At 71.8% G+C, this 18230-nt stretch carries 14 protein-coding genes; 6 read left to right on the top strand and 8 right to left on the bottom strand.

Going from position 1 to position 18230, the window contains the following annotated elements:
• Positions 1-6: 6 nt before the first annotated feature.
• From prcB to E1291_RS14655, 7 genes are all read right to left on the bottom strand, one after another.
• Positions 7-852 carry a proteasome subunit beta gene (prcB, locus tag E1291_RS14625; protein ID WP_131738338.1) on the bottom strand — a complete coding sequence of 282 codons (846 nt, stop codon included), beginning with the start codon at positions 850-852 and terminating at the stop codon, positions 7-9.
• Positions 853-1014: 162 nt separating this feature from the next.
• Positions 1015-2199, bottom strand: coding sequence for an endonuclease VII domain-containing protein (locus tag E1291_RS14630; RefSeq protein WP_131738339.1), 1185 nt, complete (start codon positions 2197-2199; stop codon positions 1015-1017).
• Positions 2200-2316: 117 nt separating this feature from the next.
• Positions 2317-2526, bottom strand: coding sequence for a ubiquitin-like protein Pup (locus tag E1291_RS14635; protein WP_131738340.1), 210 nt, complete (start codon positions 2524-2526; stop codon positions 2317-2319).
• Positions 2527-2822: 296 nt separating this feature from the next.
• Complete coding sequence (gene dop / locus E1291_RS14640; protein ID WP_131738341.1) at positions 2823-4340, bottom strand: depupylase/deamidase Dop; 1518 nt, start codon at positions 4338-4340, stop codon at positions 2823-2825.
• A gap of 192 nt (positions 4341-4532) precedes the next feature.
• Complete coding sequence (gene arc / locus E1291_RS14645; RefSeq protein ID WP_131738342.1) at positions 4533-6296, bottom strand: proteasome ATPase; 1764 nt, start codon at positions 6294-6296, stop codon at positions 4533-4535.
• A 336-nt stretch (positions 6297-6632) separates the two neighbouring features.
• A complete protein-coding gene (locus E1291_RS14650) occupies positions 6633-7604 on the bottom strand; it encodes a tRNA (adenine-N1)-methyltransferase (RefSeq protein ID WP_131738343.1) in 972 nt (323 codons plus the stop codon).
• A gap of 169 nt (positions 7605-7773) precedes the next feature.
• Positions 7774-8958 carry a site-2 protease family protein gene (locus E1291_RS14655; RefSeq protein ID WP_242614150.1) on the bottom strand — a complete coding sequence of 395 codons (1185 nt, stop codon included), beginning with the start codon at positions 8956-8958 and terminating at the stop codon, positions 7774-7776.
• A 151-nt stretch (positions 8959-9109) separates the two neighbouring features.
• Here E1291_RS14655 and E1291_RS14660 point away from each other — a divergent pair, with 151 nt between their 5' ends.
• From E1291_RS14660 to E1291_RS14680, 5 genes are all read left to right on the top strand, one after another.
• The gene (locus E1291_RS14660; protein WP_131738344.1) at positions 9110-10036 is read left to right on the top strand and encodes a RecB family exonuclease; all 927 of its coding nucleotides are present in this window, start codon (positions 9110-9112) and stop codon (positions 10034-10036) included.
• Between the two features lie 215 nt (positions 10037-10251).
• Complete coding sequence (locus E1291_RS14665; RefSeq protein ID WP_242614151.1) at positions 10252-11430, top strand: sensor histidine kinase; 1179 nt, start codon at positions 10252-10254, stop codon at positions 11428-11430.
• Positions 11431-11516: 86 nt separating this feature from the next.
• Positions 11517-12197 (top strand): response regulator, encoded by a 681-nt coding sequence (locus tag E1291_RS14670; protein ID WP_131738346.1) that lies wholly within the window; start codon positions 11517-11519, stop codon positions 12195-12197.
• Positions 12198-12933: 736 nt separating this feature from the next.
• Positions 12934-13767: an ABC transporter ATP-binding protein gene (locus tag E1291_RS14675; RefSeq protein ID WP_131738347.1), complete on the top strand. Its 834-nt coding sequence runs from the start codon at positions 12934-12936 to the stop codon at positions 13765-13767.
• Positions 13764-16262, top strand: coding sequence for an ABC transporter permease (locus E1291_RS14680; RefSeq protein ID WP_242614152.1), 2499 nt, complete (start codon positions 13764-13766; stop codon positions 16260-16262). The genes E1291_RS14675 and E1291_RS14680 overlap by 4 nt, the downstream gene beginning before the upstream one ends.
• A 152-nt stretch (positions 16263-16414) precedes the next feature.
• On the opposite strand, the gene E1291_RS14685 is transcribed toward E1291_RS14680, so the two are convergent.
• The gene (locus tag E1291_RS14685) at positions 16415-17740 is read right to left on the bottom strand and encodes an MFS transporter (RefSeq protein WP_131738348.1); all 1326 of its coding nucleotides are present in this window, start codon (positions 17738-17740) and stop codon (positions 16415-16417) included.
• A 67-nt stretch (positions 17741-17807) separates the two neighbouring features.
• Between E1291_RS14685 and E1291_RS14690 the strand changes: the two genes are divergently transcribed.
• Positions 17808-18170, top strand: coding sequence for a hypothetical protein (locus E1291_RS14690; protein WP_131738349.1), 363 nt, complete (start codon positions 17808-17810; stop codon positions 18168-18170).
• Positions 18171-18230 lie beyond the last annotated feature (60 nt).

The following is an 18230-nucleotide window of genomic DNA, read 5'->3' on the forward strand; positions in this document are numbered from 1 at the left end:
TCCCTTCTATCGCAGCGGGGCGGTCGGCCCGCCCGGCGAGTCGTAACGTCCCTCGACCACGGCCCGCGCCAGCGCACCGACCTCGTCCTCACCCAGCCGGCGATACCCCTCCGACGTCACCACCGCCACCACGGGGAAGATCCCCCGCGTCAGGTCCGGGCCACCCGTCGCCGAGTCGTCGTCCGCCGCGTCGTACAGCGACTGCACGCACACCAGCGCCGCGTCCTCCGCCGACAGATCCGCCCGGAACAGCTTCTTCAGCGCACCCCGCGCGAACACCGACCCGGACCCGATCGAATGGAACTCCCGCTCCTCGTACCGGCCGCCCGCCGGATCGTAGGAGAAGATCCGCCCCTCGTCGCGCTCCTCGTCGTACCCCGCGAACAGCGGCACCACGGCGAGACCCTGCATCGCCAACCCGAGGTTCTGCCGCACCATCGTCGCCAGCCGGTTCGCCTTGCCCTCCACCGACAGCGTCCGGCCCTCGCGCTTCTCGTAGTGCTCCAGCTCCACCTGGAACAGCCGCACCATCTCGACGCCGATGCCCGCCGTCCCCGCGATCGCGATCGCCGAGAACTCGTCCGCCCGGAACACCTTCTCGATGTCACGCTGCGCGATCACGTTTCCCGCCGTCGCCCGCCGGTCCCCCGCCATCACCACCCCGCCGGGGAACCCCACCGCGACGATCGTCGTACCGTGCGGGATCTCGTCCCCCACCGGCACCGCCGGTAGAGACCTCCTGCCGGGCAGCATCTCCGGAGAGTACGCCCCCAGGAACTCCGTGAACGAGGACGTGTCCGGGCTCGAGAACAACCCCGGCAGACGTCCGGTGTGCGAATCGTGGGACGCCACGCGACTCCCTTCCCTCCACCAAGCGCCGGATCCTCAACCCCACCGGCGCGGACAGGTACGACCCTACTGTTCAACGGTCACCCGCCGCATGCCGCGTGATCCCCGGTCGAGTCCGCCCACGGCGAACCCCCGCGAACACCCCGTTCCCCCCAAAACGGCGGATCAGCCCCGCGAACGCTCGTACTCCTCCGCGATCGCCCGATAGGACCCCATCAGATCCGCCAGCGCCCGCCCGAGCCACGTCGGCCCCTCGTGATCGTCCTCGACCCGCCACACCGCCGCCCGATGCCGCCCGTCCACCGCCCGCTGCGCCTCCCACCCGTCCACCGGCACCGACGCCGGATCCACGTCCGGCACCGTGAACGACAGCCGCGTCCCGCCACCCGGCACCGGCACCTCCACGACCAGCTTCCCCAGCAGATAATCCGCCGCGCGCCGCAAGGACACGGGATCGTCCCCCAGCTGCCCCATGCCGGTATTGCAGCCCCCACAGGCCATCCCGCGCACTGCACCTGTCGCATGGTCGTGGTCGACGTGCTCGGCGGGGACGTCGCCGCAGATGGCGCACAAGCCGCGCTGGACCTCCAGCAGCCACCGCGCGTCCTCGTCACTGATCCCGTACCTGTGCCGCAGGTGGTTCTGCCGAGGAGAGCCACTCAGCCTCAACCTTGTTCCGCTCAACGAGATGATCGCGCGACGACGTGCGTGCCCATCGATCGTGGTCTGGCCGAGTTCCAGCGTCATGCGCCGCGCATGGGGACCGCGCAGTTCCAGGTAGTCTGCAGCGTCGCCGAGGCAGCGCGGGTCATCGTGGAACTGGCCGAGCCCGCCGTTGCAGCGGAAGCAGAGGACACCTCTGACGACCCCGGTGAGGTGACTATGATCCACGTGCTCGGCGGGCCTGCGCAGGCAGATGACGCAGACTCCACCTTGGCGAGCCAGCATGTGCCCGAGCCGCTCTTCGGTCAGACCGTAGCGGAGCTTGAGGAGATAATTGCGCTCGCTGCCATGATTGCGGCGTTTGATCTCCGCCATGGCCTCGTTGTGGCAAGGCTTGCAGTAGGTGGCCAGCCCCGACCTGGCGGACCTGTTGCTACCGAAGTCGCCGAGCGGCTTCGTCTCGCCGCACCGCGCACAGTACTTCATGCCCTCTGGAACTGCCGAATGTCTTCGATAGACTCGAGGGCTATTTCCGGCTTCTTTCTGCTTTTTCCGATATGTCGCGGAATTGCGGAGGCCGAAGCACTCCTTGCAGTAGAGAGCGAAGCCGTCTTCGGACGCCTTGCGCTTCCAGAACTCTGAGAACGGCTTGTCGACGCCGCAGTCGCGACACTTTTTACGAGACATGGGCGCGACCATACCTGGACCGCCCATGTCTCGAGTAAGTTTTCAAGTTTTCCCCGTGCGAAATTCCCCAGAAGCTGTTATCTTCGCGGCGAATCCGACATTCCGCCTAAACCCGGATCATTCGCCGCCCTTCTGGACGTATGCACGGACAAATTCCTCTGCATTTTCTTCGAGGACTTCGTCAATTTCATCGAGAATTGCGTCGACGTCGTCGGTGAGCTTTTCCTGGCGTTCCTGGACGTCCTCGGTCGTCGTGGCCTCGGTCTCCTCGACCTCTTCCGTGCGCCGGGTGGTCTGCTTCTGACCGCCGGTGTCCTTCGTGGCCATTCCGTACCTCCGCTCTGCCGGTACCCCCAACCCTATCTCCGATCTTCGGCGGTGAGCGGACGCCGCGGTCCGTTTCGCCGCCGCCGACGGCGCCGGGGGGCCTGCTCGGGTTATCGCCCGCGCGCCGACCACTGAAACGGGCATAGCGGTCACGAAACCGAGACATCGCCGAAGGGCGCAGGTCAGCGGGATGTTCGAACTCGATAGTGTCGCTATCCAGCACTGCGCCACGAAAACCGGACGCCGTGCCTCCGGAACGGAGGCACGGCGTCCGCCGGGCTCTGGTCGGCCCTGGGTCAGCTTTGGCCGGTGAGGGTGGCCACGAGGTCGGCTGCGGTGCGGCAGCGGTCCAGGAGGGCGCCCACGTGCTGCTTGGTACCGCGCAGGGGCTCGAGGGTGGGGACGCGCTGGAGCGACTCGCGGCCGGGGACGTCGAAGATGACCGAGTCCCAGGAGGCGGCGGCGACGGAGTCGGCGTACTGGCGCAGGCAGCGGCCGCGGAAGTAGGCGCGGGTGTCCTCGGGCGGGTCCTCGACGGCGGCCTCGACGCGGTCCTCGGTGACGACGCGTTCGAAGCGGTCGCGGGCGACGAGGCGGTTGTAGAGGCCCTTGTCGGGGCGGATGTCGGTGTACTGCAGGTCGACGAGCTGCAGGCGCGGGTGCGACCAGTCGAGGCCGTCGCGGCTGCGATAGCCCTCGAGGAGCTCGAGCTTGGCGACCCAGTCGAGTTCGCGGGAGAGCTGCATGGGGTCGTCGCCGAGGCGGTGGAGGACGGATTCCCAGCGGTCCAGGACGTCCTTGGTCATCTCGTCGACGTCGGCGCCGTAGCGGTCCTCGACGTACTTGCGGGACTGCTCGAGGTACTCCATCTGGAGCTGGACGGCGGTCATCTTGCGGCCGTCGCGGAGGGTGAGCAGGTGCTTGCAGGACGGGTCGTGGGAGACGGCGCGGAGGGCGGCGACGGGCATGTCGACGGAGAGGTCGACGGTGAGGAAGCCGTCCTCGATCATCGCGAGGACGAGGGAGGTGGTTCCGAGCTTGAGGTAGGTGGACAGCTCGGCCATGTTGGCGTCGCCGATGATGACGTGGAGACGGCGGTATTTCTCGGGGTCGGCGTGGGGTTCGTCGCGGGTGTTGATGATGGGGCGTTTGAGGGTGGTCTCGAGGCCGACCTCGACTTCGAAGAAGTCGGCGCGCTGGCTGATCTGGAAGCCGTCGCCGCGGCCGTCGACGCCGATGCCGACGCGGCCGGCGCCGCAGACGACCTGGCGGGAGACGAAGAAGGGGGTGAGGTGGCGGACGATCTCGGCGAAGGGCGTCTCGCGCTTCATGAGGTAGTTCTCGTGGCAGCCGTAGGAGGCGCCCTTGTTGTCGGTGTTGTTCTTGTAGAGCTGGATGGGGTGGGTGCCGGGGACGAGGGCGGCGCGGGCGGCGGCGTCGGCCATGACGCGTTCGCCTGCCTTGTCCCAGATGACGGCGTCGAGGGGGTTGGTGCATTCGGGGGCGGAGTACTCGGGGTGGGCGTGGTCGACGTAGAGCCGGGCGCCGTTGGTGAGGATGACGTTGGCCAGGCCGAGGTCCTCGTCGGTGAGCTGGGTGGGGTCGGCGACCTCGCGCGCGAGGTCGAAGCCGCGGGCGTCGCGGAGTGGGTTCTCCTCCTCGAAGTCCCAGCGGGCCCGGCGGGCGCGCGCCGCCGATGCCGCGAGGTAGGCGTTGACGACCTGGGAGGAGGTCACCATCGCGTTGGCCCCTGGTTGGCCGGGTACGGAGATGCCGTACTCGGTCTCGATGCCCATCACCCGCCGAACGCTCATATCGTCGAGCCTATCGGGTGCCGGCGGCGGAGCCGCGGGGCTCCTCGGGAGTGGCGGGTGCCGGGGGCGTGGGGGGTGGCGTCCGAACGGTCGCGGTTCGGGCGTGTCATGGGCGTTGTGCGCGCATGACGAGGCGCGGCGGCCTCCTTTGGGGGGTGGCCGCCGCGCTCGTGGTGATCGGTGTCGGGTAGGTTACAGGTATTGCCCGGTGTTGGCGACGGTGTCGATGGACCGGCCGGCCTCGGCGCCCTTGGTTCCGGAGACGAGGGTGCGGATGTAGACGATCCGCTCGCCCTTCTTGCCGGAGATGCGGGCCCAGTCGTCGGGGTTGGTGGTGTTGGGCAGGTCTTCGTTCTCGCTGAACTCGTCGACGCAGGCGGCGAGCAGGTGGGTGACCCGCAGGCCCTTCTGGCCGGTGTCGAGGAACTGCTTGATGGCCATCTTCTTGGCGCGGTCGACGATGTTCTGGATCATCGCGCCGGAGTTGAAGTCCTTGAAGAAGAGGACTTCCTTGTCGCCGTTGGCGTAGGTGACCTCGAGGAAGCGGTTCTCCTCGGTTTCGGAGTACATTCGCTCGACGACGCGCTGGATCATGGCCTCGACGGTGACGTCCTCGGAGCCGCCGTGCTCCTTGAGGTCGTCGGGGTGGAGCGGGAGGCCGCTGAGGATGTACTTGGAGAAGATGTCCTTGGCGGCTTCGGCGTCGGGGCGTTCGATCTTGATCTTGACGTCGAGCCGGCCGGGGCGCAGGATCGCGGGGTCGATCATGTCCTCGCGGTTGGAGGCGCCGATGACGATGACGTTCTCCAGGCCCTCGACTCCGTCGATCTCGCTGAGGAGCTGCGGGACGATGGTGTTCTCGACGTCGGAGGAGACGCCGGATCCGCGGGTGCGGAAGATGGAGTCCATCTCGTCGAAGAACACGATGACGGGGGTTCCGGCGGAGGCCTTTTCCCGGGCGCGCTGGAAGACGAGGCGGATGTGCCGTTCGGTCTCGCCGACGTACTTGTTGAGCAGCTCGGGGCCCTTGATGTTGAGGAAGAAGCTCTTGCCTTCCTGGCCGGTCTTCTCCGCGACCTGTTTGGCGAGGGAGTTGGCGACGGCCTTGGCGATGAGGGTCTTCCCGCAGCCGGGCGGGCCGTAGAGGAGGACGCCCTTGGGGGGCCTGAGCTGGTGCTCGCGGAACAGGTCCGCGTGCAGGTAGGGCAGTTCGACGGCGTCGCGGATCATTTCGATCTGCGATCCGAGGCCGCCGATCTCGTCGTAGGAGATGTCGGGGACCTCTTCGAGGACGAGTTCTTCGACCTCGGCCTTGTGGATCTTCTCGTAGGCGTATCCGGACCGGGATTCGAGCATGAGCGAGTCGCCGGCGCGCAGGGGGACTCCGCGCAGCGGCTCGGCGAGCTTGATGACGCGTTCCTCGTCGGCGTGCGCGATGACGAGGGCGCGTTCGCCGTCGTCGAAGAGTTCCTTGAGCATGACGACTTCGCCCTGCTCTTCGAAGGCGAGGGCCTCGACGACGTTGAGGGCCTCGTTGAGCATGACCTCTTGGCCGCGCTGTAGTTCGTCTGTGTCGACGGCGGGGCTGACGTTCACGCGGAGTTTGCGTCCGCCGGTGAAGATGTCGACCGTTCCATCGTCGCGGGCTTCGAGGAAGACCCCGAATCCGGAGGGTGGTTGCGCGAGCCTGTCGACCTCCTCCTTGAGCGCCACGATCTGTTCGCGAGCCTCTTTGAGGGTCGCTACGAGGCGCTCGTTCTGGCCGGTCACCGCGGCCAGGTTGGCTTGTGCCTCATGGAGGCGTTCTTCCAGAACACGTACTTGGCGCGGGGATTCCGCGAGCTTTCGGCGCAGCACGGAGATCTCCTCCTCTAGGAAGGAAACCTGCGTTTGGAGGTCCCTGACCTCCTTGTCGTGCTGCGCCCTGCGCGCCCCAGCATCGTCACGAGCGGCCACGCCCCGTCACCTCCTCACGAAGAGAGCCGACGACCTACTGAGACCCTACCTATCTGGAGGGCTTCCGTAACCTGCCCATTCGGTTCTCGTGTGGTGGCGGGTGCGTGGCGGGAGGGTGTGGGGGGCCTCCTGCCTGGGCGGGTGTGATCGGGGGGTGGGGTGGTGGGGGTGGTGATTTTCCGGGGGTTCGGGCGCGTCGCGGTGGGGGTTTGCCGATTTCAGGGTGTGCGCGGCGGGTGGCCCGGGGTGGGCGTGGTGGGCGCCCTGGGGGTGGGTGGCTGAGCGGGGTGGTGGCCGCGGGGGCGGCCGGGCGGGGGCGGCGGGGCGGGGTGTGATCTACGACTCGGCGTGGTCGTTGGGCGTGGCGGGCGGGGTGCCGGGTGAGGCGGCGGGCGGGGCGCCGTTGGAGGCGGTGGGGGCCGCGGGGTCGGGCTGGGCGCCCTTGGCGGGGCGGCGGCGGCGCAGGGGCGGGGTGACGCCGTCGGCGAGGCGGCGGGCGGTGACGAGGAAGCCGGTGTGGCCGACCATGCGGTGGTCGGGGCGGACGGCGAGGCCTTCGACGTGCCAGGAGCGGAGCATGGTCTCGAAGGCGTAGGGCTCGGCGAAGGCGCCGTGGGCGCGGAGGTCTTCGACGACGCGGGACATCTGGGTGGTGGTGGCGATGTAGGCGCAGACCATGCCGCCGGGGATGAGGGCCTTGGCGACGGCGTCGAGGCATTCCCAGGGGGCGAGCATGTCGAGGACGACGCGGTCGACCTCGCGTTCGGCGAGGGAGTGTTCGAGGGAGCCGACGGTGAGGCGCCAGGCGGGGTGGGGGCCGCCGAAGAAGCGTTCGACGTTGGTGCGGGCGATGTCGGCGAAGTCGGGGCGGCGTTCGTAGGAGGAGAGGAGGCCGTGTTCGCCGACGGCGCGGAGGAGGAAGCAGCTGAGGGCGCCGGAGCCGGCTCCGGCCTCGACGACGCGGGCGCCGGGGAAGATGTCGGCCATGGCGACGATCTGGGCGGCGTCCTTGGGGTAGACGACGGCGGCGCCGCGGGGCATGCGGACGGCGAAGTCGGCGAGGAGGGGCCGGAAGGCGAGGTATTCGGTGCCGCCGGAGGAGCGGAAGACGCTGCCTTCGGGGCTGCCGATGATCTCGTCGTGGGGGACGGAGCCCTTGTGGGAGTGGTAGAGCTTGCCGGGCTGGAGGGTGATGGTGTTGATGCGGCCCTTGGGGTCGGTGAGCTGTACCTGGTCTCCGGGCCGGAACGGGCCGTGGGGGATGCGGCCGGTGGACGGGGAGGGCTCGGTCGCCGGGATTTCGCTCATGGTCGTCAAGGCTAGCGCCGGGCGGGTGCAGCTCAGGACGGTTCCGGACGGGCTGTCCAGGGCGGTGCCGAGGCGCGAACGCCGCGGGTGCGCGGGTGGTCAAAGGGGCCTTGGGTTCTGGTGGGATGTGGGGTCGTCGGGGGGTGTCCGGGGGCCGTGGGGGCGGTGCTCAGATGCCGCTGAAGGCGCGGTCGACGTCGGTGACGGCGAGGACGCCGTAGACGCGGCCGTCGGGCTCGACGAGGAGGTACTCGGAGGCGGGGGCGCGGCGGAGCGCCTCGATGAGGTCCTCGCCGGCGATGTCGGCGGGGAGGGTGACGGCGTCGTCGACGCCGCGGGACACGTCGCCGGCGGACACCCAGGGGCGGCGGTGCTGGGGGGTGGCGGTGACGGCCTTCTCGCTGACGAGGCCGCGGGGCATGCCGTCGTGGTCGACGATGACGAGGGCGCCGGCGTGGTCCTCGTGGGCGCGGCGGATGGCCTCGGCGAGGGGGACGTCGGTGGTGACGAGGGTGGCGCGGCGGGCGAGGCGGCGGGCCGACAGGAGCGGGATGCGGTCGCGGACGCGTTCGGCGCGGATGGCCTGGGTGGCGCCGACCCAGATGAACGACGCGACGAGCGCGGACCACAGCAGGGCGAGCCAGCCGTAGCCGCCTTCTCCTTCGCCGGAGCGGTAGGTGGCGAGGTAGGCGCCGGTGACGAGGCAGCCGAGGGCGACGGCGCGGCCGACCCAGCCGGCGATGATGGCGCCGCTGCGGCTGCGGCCGGTGGCCTTCCAGACGGCGGCGCGGACGAGCCGGCCGCCGTCCAGGGGCAGGCCGGGCAGGAGATTGAACAGGCCGACGAGGAGGTTGGCGAAGGTGAGGGCCTCCAGGAGGAGGCGTGCGACGTCGGGGAGGCTGAGGACGGCGCCGGCGAACAGGCCGAGTCCGGCCAGGACGAGGTTGACGAGGGGGCCGGCGAAGGCGATGAGGAATTCGCGTCCGGGGGTGGGGGCCTCGCGCTCGATGGAGGTCTCGCCGCCGAGGATGTGGAGGGTGACGGAGCGGACGGGCAGTCCGAGGACGCGCGCCGTGACGGCGTGGCTGAGTTCGTGGACGAACACCGAGCCGTAGAGCAGGACGGCGTAGGCGAACGCGACGATGTAGCTGGTGGGCCGGGTGATGACGTCGTTGACCTGACCTTCGAACATGACGGTGACGAGGACGGCCACCAGGAACCAGCTGGGCGAGACGAAGACGGGGACGCCGAAGGGGCGGCCGATGAAGAGGCCGGGCCGCCCGGTGCGGGCGTCGTCGTGGCCGGGGTCGCCGGCGGGCGTCTTGCCCTGGGTCGGGGGCGCGGGTCGTGTCACATGACCGATGCTACGGCCCCGGTGGTGCGGGCCGGGTGGCGCGGGCGGGGTGCGCGGCGGCGGCGGGACGCGCGGCGGCCCGTGCGGGGCGGGGCGGGAGGGGCGGCGTGGCGCGGGATTTCGTCCGGGGGGTCGCCTACGCTGCTGTGCCATGACGACCACCGAGGCCGGCAGCGAGGCGAGGGTTCCTTCGACGGACGGCCCGGGGGGTGGGGCGGTGCCGGTGCTCGGGTCGCTGTCGCCGTCGCGGGCGGGCGACTTCATGACGTGCCCGCTGCTGTACCGGTTCCGGGTGATCGACAAGCTTCCGGAGCGGCCGAGCGCGGCCGCGGCGCGGGGGACGCTGGTGCACGCGGTGCTGGAGCGGCTGTACGACCTGCCGACGGCGGGGCGGACGGTGGCGGCGGCGCTGGATCTGCTGGATCCGCAGTGGGAGCGGCTGCTGGCGGCGGAGCCGGAGCTGGCGGAGCTGTTCGCGGGCGAGGGCGGCGAGACCGAGCGGGCGGAGTGGCTGGCGCAGGCGCGGCTGATGGTCGAGCGGTATTTCACGCTGGAGGATCCGCGGCGGCTGGAGCCGGCCGAGCGTGAGCTGTTCGTGGAGACGGTGCTGGAGTCGGGGCTGAAGCTGCGGGGGTTCATCGACCGGGTGGACGTGGCCCCGAGCGGCGATGTGCGGATCGTGGACTACAAGACGGGGACGGCGCCGCGGGCGGACTTCGAGGCGCGGGCGCTGTTCCAGATGAAGTTCTACGCGCTGGTGCTGTGGCGGCTGCAGGGGCGGGTGCCGCGGTTGCTGCAGCTGATGTACCTCGGTAACGGCGAGGTGCTGCGGTACGAGCCGGACGAGGCGGATCTGCGGGCGACGCAGCGGAAGGTGGAGGCGCTGTGGGCGGCGATCCGGCGGGCGATGGAGTCGGGCGAGTGGCGGCCGCGGGCGAGCCGGCTGTGCGACTGGTGTGATCACAAGGCGCGGTGCCCGCAGTTCGGGGGGACTCCCCCGCCGTTGCCGTCCGCGCCGGTGGAGCGGCCGTCGCCGGCGGACCTGGAGTCGGCGGCGCGGGAGCGCGACGATCTGTGACCGGTGGCCGGTGGGCCGTTGACCTGCCGGGAGGCCGCCGGGTGGGCCGGGCGGAGGAGCGGGGCGACCGGCGCGTGGACGGGGCGTCGCGGTGGGGCCTCCTTCTTGGGGAGGATCGCAGATCCGCGTACAGGAGGGGTATCGACCTGGCATGACCTCCTAGGGTGAGAGTCGTGTCACCCCGCATCCGTGGACTTCGTGCCTGCCGTGCCTGGTTGAAGGCGCGCCCGCGGGCGGCCGACGCGTTGTTCGCTTTGGGTCTGCTGCTGTTCGGTCTGCCGCAGATGTATCTGGAGGATCTGCCGCACGATCCGGAGTACGACCAGTTCCGGACGCCGGATCTGGCGAACGGGCTGGGCGTGGTCGCGGTGACGATGGCGCTGACGTGGCGGCAGCGGTATCCGATGTCGGTGCTGGGGTTCATCGTGGCGGGCGGCGCGGTGTTGACGCTGCTGGACTATCCGCCGTCGATCCCGGGCGTGGTGGCGTTCCTGGTGGCGATCTACAGTGTCGCGGCGCACCGGGGGCTGGCGCACAGCGCGCTTGGCGGGCTGGTGGGGTTCGCCTATTTCGTGGCGTCGCTGACGGTGCTGCCGATGCAGTCGCCGGTCGTGCTGATCAGTGACGCGGCGCTGGTGGTCGGGGTGTGGGTGCTCGGCCGGAACCTGCGGCTGCGGCGGGCGTATCTCGCCGAGCTGGAGGACCGCGCCGCGCGGCTGGAGCGGGCCCGCGGGACCGACGCACGGGCGGCGCGGATCGAGGAGCGGTCGCGGATCGCGCGGGAGCTGCACGACGTGGTGGCGCATCATGTGAGCGTGATGACGGTGCAGGCGGGGGCGGCGCGGCGGATCATCGACCGGGACGGCGACAGCGCGCGTGAGGCGATGTCGACGATCGAGGAGGTCGGCCGGACGGCGCTGAGCGAGATGCGGCGGATCGTGGGGGTGCTGCGGACCGACCGGGACGCCGATCAGGCGGGGCGGGAGCTGGCGCCGCAGCCGGGGCTGGGCGATCTCGGTGAGCTGCTCGACCATGTGCGGGAGACGGGCCTGTCGGTGCAGCTGTGGATCGAGGGGGAGGCGCGGACGCCGTCGCCGGGGGTGGACGTGGCGGCGTTCCGGCTGATCCAGGAGGCGCTGACGAATACGCTCAAGCACGCGGGTTCGCAGGCGCGGGCCTGGGTGCGGTTGTACTACACCGAGCGTGATCTGACGGTGGAGATCGAGGACGATGGGCGCGGCACCGCGACGATCATGGCCGACAATGGGGACCACCCCGGGCACGGCCTGGTCGGGATGTACGAGCGCGTGGCGCTGTACGGCGGTGAGCTGCGGATCGGGCCGCGGGTCGGCGGCGGGTTCGGCGTGCGGGCCCGTTTCCCCCTGGAGGCATAGTTGATGACCATGAGCGGCGCGAGGCGAGGAGCGGGAGCGATGGACGCGAGCGGGGCGAGCGGTGCGCCGCGGGGCGGGGCGGCCGGATGAGCACGGTGCGGGTGCTGCTCGTGGACGACCAGCCGCTGCTGCGGACGGGGTTCCGGCTGATCCTGGAGGCGGAGACCGACATCGCGGTGGTCGGTGAGGCCGGGGACGGCGCCGCCGCGGTGGAGATGACGCGGTCGCTGCTGCCGGACGTGGTGCTGATGGACATCCGGATGCCGGGCGTGGACGGCATCGAGGCGACGCGGCGGATCATCCGCGAGGGGGCGGCGTCGCACGACCCGCGGGTGCTGATCCTGACGACGTTCGACCTGGACGAGTACGTGATCGAGGCGGTGCGGGCGGGGGCGAGCGGGTTCCTGCTGAAGGACTCGCCGCCGGAGGATCTGGTGCAGGCGATCCGGATCGTGGCGGCGGGCGACGCGATCGTGGCGCCGAGCGTGACGCGGCGGCTGCTGGACAAGTTCGCGACGCGGCTGCCGGCGGTGCGGGACTCGGCTCCGCCGCCGGGGCTGGACACGCTGACCGAGCGGGAGCGGGAGGTGCTGTCGCATGTGGCGCGGGGGCAGTCGAACGCGGAGATCGCCAGGGAGCTGGTGGTGTCGGAGACGACGGTGAAGACGCACGTGGGGAACGTGCTGGCGAAGCTGGGGCTGCGGGACCGTGTGCAGGCGGTCGTGTACGCCTATGAGACGGGCCTGAGCCGTCCCGGGCAGTCCTGACCCTCTCCGCATTCCTCCTCCTGCCCGCGGGGCCGCCGGGCGCGGCCGTACTGCGTGGGGGCGCCGCACGGCGCGGGAGGCGGTGGCCTTGCGCGACCCCTCACGCGGCGCCGCGCCCGCTTGGAGGCGCTGTCGGCGGCCGCCCCTGACCCCGGTCGAGGCGGCGGCGGGCGTGGCGTCCGGGTTCCCTGAGGCCGGTCTCTTTCGAGGCCGGCCTCGTTTCGTCCCGCACGGCGGGGCGACGGCTTCGGCCGGGCCGGGCGCGGGCCGGACACGGCCGGGGACACGGGGACGCGGCCCGCGCCGCCGGGGTGACGGCCGTCGTCCTTCCGGGCTGCGGCGTGCCCCGCGTCACACTCCGGTGCGGTCCGTCCGACCGGACCCTGGTCCGGGCCGCCTACGACCTCCGTGTCAGGCCCTGAGGGTCGCCCTGACCTTCGGCCGCCCCTCTCCGGCCCCTTGCCGCCCTGGTCAGCGGGCCGGGCGCGGACCTTCCCTGGGCGTCGCCCCTGATCTGCGGCCCTGGGCGACCCCTCTTTTGTCATAGAGCCCCCTCCCCCGGGAGGACGACGGGTGGAGGGCCCCTCCTGCCACGGTTGGAGCGGCAAGTCCCTTCCTGGGGTGCATCCTTCGGGCTCGCCGGACTTCTACTGTTTCCAACTATGGATCGCCCGGGGGAACGACCGCGGTCCGGTTTCCCAGATTCCGTTTCCCATTCGCAGACAGGGGAGTTCACGTGACGAACACCGCCCCATCGACCGCTGACGCGCACTCCGCGCCCGGGGCGGGCGACTTCGCCGCACGGGCGCACCAGATCCGGAAGGAGTACGGGCTCGGCGACGCGAAGGTCGTCGCGCTCGACGGCGTCACCGTGGGGATCCCCCGCGGCCGCTTCACCGCGATCATGGGCCCGTCCGGGTCCGGCAAGTCCACGCTCATGCACTGCATGGCGGGACTGGACTCGGTGGACTCCGGTGAGGTGTACATCGGGGACACCGAGCTGACCCGGCTGAAGGACAAGCAGCTGACCCGGCTGCGCCGCGACAAGATCGGCTTCATCTTCCAGGCGTTCAACCTGGTGCCGACGCTGACGGCGCTGGAGAACATCACGCTGCCGATGGACATCGCGGGCCGCAAGGCCGACCAGCAGTGGCTGGACTCGGTGATCGACACCGTGGGGCTGCGGCCCCGGCTCAAGCACCGGCCGACGGAGCTGTCGGGCGGCCAGCAGCAGCGCGTGGCGTGCGCCCGCGCCCTCGCCGCCCGGCCTGAGATCATCTTCGCGGACGAGCCGACCGGGAACCTGGACTCGCGCTCGGGCGCCGAGGTGCTGGGGTTCCTGCGCGACTCGGTCCGGCGGATGGGCCAGACGATCGTGATGGTGACGCACGACCCGAGCGCGGCGGCCTACGCCGACCAGGTGCTGTTCCTGACCGACGGGCAGATCGTGGACACCATGCACGGGCCGACCGCCGAGCGGGTGCTGGAGCGGATGAAGGCGTTCGAGACCGGCCGTCCGGCCGGCGCCGGCGTCCCGGACGCGCAGGGGCCGGGGGTCGCGGCGCGATGATGGGCAAGGTCACGCTCCGCAACCTCGCGGCGCACAAGATCAGGCTCGTCCTGACGGCCGTCGCGGTCATCCTCGGCGTGGCGTTCGTGGCGGGCACGCTGATCTTCACCGACACGATGAACAAGCAGTTCGACGACCTGTTCAGCCGGATCGGCAAGAACGTGGCCGTGGACGTGCGGGCCAAGAAGGTCGTCGACTCGGGCGACGACGGCGGGCAGCAGCCGGTCCCGGCGTCGGTGCTGACGGCCGTCAGGTCCGTGCCCGGGGTGAAGGATCCCGTCGGGAACGTCACCGGGTACGCCGCGATCGTCGGCCGCGACGGCAAGATCGTCGGGTCGGGCGGGCAGGGCCCGCCGCAGCTCGGCACGAGCTGGAACCCGGCGGGCTCCTACGAGCTGAAGACGGGACGCGCGCCGCACGGGCTCTCCGAGGTGATCGTCGACGCGGGGACCGCGAAGAAGGGCAAGGTCGCGGTCGGCGACACGGTGCGCGTCGTCTCCTCCGGCCCGCCCCGCCAGATGAGGGTCGTCGGGTTGATCGACACCGGGAACCTCATGGGCGCGACCGTCACGGCGTTCGACACGCCGACGGCGCAGCGGCTCATGCTCAAGCCCGGCTACTTCAGCGACGTCGAGATGGGCGCCTCCGGGGTGTCGGAGACCGAGCTGCGCGACCGGGTCGCCCGGGCGCTGCCGGACGGCGTGGAGGCCGTCACCGGCACGAAGCTGCGGGAGGAGACCAAGAGCGACATCGCCTCGTTCATGAACTTCTTCCGGACGTTCCTGCTGGTGTTCGCGCTCATCTCGATCTTCGTCGGGGCGTTCATCATCTTCAACACGTTCTCGATGCTGGTCGCCCAGCGCACCCGGGAGCTGGCGCTGCTGCGCGCCATCGGCGCGGCCCGCCCGCAGGTCACCCGCGCGGTGATCGCCGAGGCGATCGCGGTCGGGGTCGTCGGGTCGACGTTCGGGCTCGTCGCGGGCGCCGGCCTGGCGACGCTGCTGCAGACGCAGATGGGCGACGCCGGCAAGGGCGGGCTCGTGTTCACCGCGACCCCGGTCATCTGGTCCTACGTCGTCGGGATTCTGGTGACGGTCGTGTCGGCGTACTTCCCGGCGCGGCGCGCGGCGAAGATCCCGCCGGTCGCGGCGATGCGCGACGACGTCGCGCTGCCGCAGCGCTCGCTGCGGATCCGGGTCGCGCTCGGGTCGCTGCTGACGCTGGCCGGCGCGGCGCTGATCGGTGTGGGGCTCGGCGGCAGCGGCGGCAACGCCGTGCTCCCGGTGGGCGTCGGCGCGTTCCTGGTGTTCATCGGCGTGGCGATGCTCGCGCCGGTGATCAGCGTCCCGGTGGTGCGGGTGCTCGGCGCGCCGTTCGCGAAGCTGATGGGCACCCCCGGCCGGCTGGCGCAGCAGAACGCGCTGCGCAACCCGCGCCGGACCGCGGCGACCGCCGCCGCGCTGATGATCGGCCTCGCGCTCATCACCACGGTCAACGTCATGGGCTCCTCGATGCGCGCGTCGGTGAACGCGCAGATCGACGACCAGTTCGGTACCGACTACATCATCCAGCCGGACGGCGGCGGGGGCCTGGGCGACGACGTCGTCCAGAAGGTCAAGGCCGTTCCGGGCGTGGAGACCGCGTCGGCGACGTACTCGGGCAGGGCGAAGATCTCCGGTAAGCGGGCCGACTACATGACCGGCGACATCGCCGCGATCGTCAAGGCCGCGCGGCTGAAGGTGACCTCCGGGGGCACCGACCTCGGCGCCGCCGGGCTGCTGGTCTCCGACAAGACCGCCAAGGACCGCGGCTGGACGGTCGGCCAGGACGTCCCGGCGCAGTTCGGCGACGGCAAGACCGAGCGGATGCGGATCTCGGGGATCTTCAAGCGCAGCGAGCTGATCACCGGGGCGCTGATCCCGGAGCGGGTGTACCGGGCGCACACCACGGCGCCGGCGGCCGACGACGTCATCGTGGACACGGCCAAGGCCGACGCGGCGACCAAGTCGGCGCTGGAGAACGCCCTGCGGGACTACCCGAACCTGAAGGTCGCCGACCAGACGCAGCTGAAGAAGGACGCGAGCAAGCAGGTCGACGGGTTCATCAAGTTCCTGACCGTCCTGCTGGCCATGTCGGTGATCATCGCGGCGGTCGGGGTGGTCAACACCCTGGCGCTGTCGGTGATCGAGCGGACCCGGGAGATCGGGCTGCTGCGCGCCATCGGGATCAGCCGGCGGCAGCTGCGCCGCATGATCCGGCTGGAGTCGATCGTGATCGCGGTGTTCGGCGCGGTGCTCGGCATGGGCATCGGGATCTCGTTCGGGGCCGCGCTGCAGAAGGCCCTGGAGGACAAGGGCCTCGGGGTGCTGTCGATCCCCGTCGGCACGCTGATCGTCTACATGGTGGTCGCCGCCGTGATCGGTGTGCTGGCCGCGCTGTGGCCGGCGTGGCGGGCGGGCCGGATGGACGTCCTCAAGGCCATCTCCAGCGAGTAGCCGTCCCCGGCGAGGGACACCGCGGCCGGCGCCGCCCGGAACCCACCGGGCGGCGCCGGCCGCTTTTCTCCGTACCCGCTTTTTTTCCGTACCCGCTCCCCCGCGCCGAGCCGCACCCGCCCCGGGCCGCCCCTGAGCCGCCCGCCGGCGGGTCAGCCGGACGCCGGGACGGCGCGGGCGCGGGCCAGTCCCCCGCGCAGGCACACGGCCGTCAGGAGCGTCGCCGCGCCCGCGCACGCCAGCGCCCCGCCCACCGTCACCGCCTCCGCGAGGGCGCCGAGGACCACCGGCCCGATGCCCTGCGCCGTCATCAGCCCCGTCGACAGCAGCCCGAACGCCTGCCCCCGGCCGTCCTCGGGCAGCGCGTCCACGAACGGGCGCTGCACGCCCAGCTCGTAGGCGAACCCGCACCCGCTCAGCAGCAGCAGCGCGGCCGCCGCCGCGGCCGGCAGCGGCAGCGCGAACGCCGCCAGCGGCACCCCGAACGCCGCCATCAGCGGCACGACCAGCCGCTCCCGCGCCGCCGGGCCCAGCAGCCGCGCCCCCGCCAGGTTGCCCAGCAGCATCCCCGCCGCCGAGCACGCCAGCAGCAGCGGCGCCGCTCCCCCGCCGTAGCCGCGGACCTCGGCGTAGGGGACGAGCAGGCCCTCCGCGCCCGCCACGAACGCCGGCGGCAGCCACTGCGCCAGCAGCAGCGTCCGCACCGCCGGGTCGGCGAGCAGCCGCAGGTTGCCCGCCCAGCTGTCGCGCACCAGCGACCCGCCGGACGCCCCCGGCGGCGGCAGGTCCGGCAGCCGCAGCCGCACCAGCAGCGCCGCCAGCACATGCCCCGCCGCCGCCACCAGCAGCGCGTGCCGGGCGCCCAGCGCGGCCACCGCGACCCCGCCGAACGCCAGCCCGAGCAGCTGCGCCGCCGCCGACCCCACGCCCATCAGCGACCGGCCCAGCACGTAGGCGTCACCCGGCAGCGCCTCGGCGACCAGCCGGTTCGACGCGCCCGCGAACACCGGCGTCGCGCACGCCACCACCGCGACCAGCGCCAGCGCCGCCGGGACCGGCGGGCCGAGCAGCGCCAGCACCACCGCGGCGGCCGCCTCCAGCGCGTAGGCGCCCCAGATCAGCGGACGCGGGCGCATCCGGTCGGCCAGCGCCCCGAACAGCGCGCCGCCCGCCAGCTGCGGCAGGAACCCGATCCCGTAGGCCACCGCCGCCAGCAGCGGCGAGCCCGTCCGCCCGTACACCAGCACCGCCAGCGCGATCATCCGGAGCGTGTCGGCGGCGATCGCGAGGGTCCGCGTCCCGAGCAGCAGCCGGAACCGCGGCTCGGCGAGCGCGTCACGGTAGGTCGCGCGGCGAGCGGCGGGGCCGGCCGCGCCGTCGGGGGCAGGGGCGGGGGCAGTGTCGGGGGCAGGGTCGGGGGCAGGGTCGGTCGCGGGGCGGGACGGGCCCGCCGCGGGGGTGCCGGAGGCCGCGGTCATGCCGATCACCCTCGCGCCGCCCGCCGCCCCGCCGCCATCGTTACGCCAGGCGGCGTAAGGTCGCCGGGTGATCCGTTTCGAGGCCGGCGCGGAGGACCTGCTGCACAGCCGGTTCGCGCTGTCGCCGCTGTTCGAGCTGGACGGCCTGCTGCGCGCCCTCACCGGCATGGCCGAGCAAAGCCTGCCGCCCGCCTGGACGGCGCGGCTGGCGCCCGAGCTGGCCCGGCTGCGCGCCACGACGCCGCTGGAGGCCGTGCTGGCCCTGCTGACGCCCCGCACCGGCCCCACCTTCATCGCCCCGCCGCCCCGCGGGCTCGCCCAGACCATCGAGGACGACCTCGCCGCCGTCCGCGCCACCCCCGCCACCGTCGCCCGCCGCGAGATCGCCGAGGCGCTGCGGGCGCGCCCCGGCCGGTATCCCCTCTCCTAGGGAGCCCTAGATCGGAAGAGCACACGTCTGAACTCCAGTCACTCCAGCCAATCTCGTATG

It is taken from the genome of Actinomadura roseirufa, assembly GCF_900659635.1.
Lineage (GTDB): Bacteria > Actinomycetota > Actinomycetes > Streptosporangiales > Streptosporangiaceae > Spirillospora > Spirillospora roseirufa.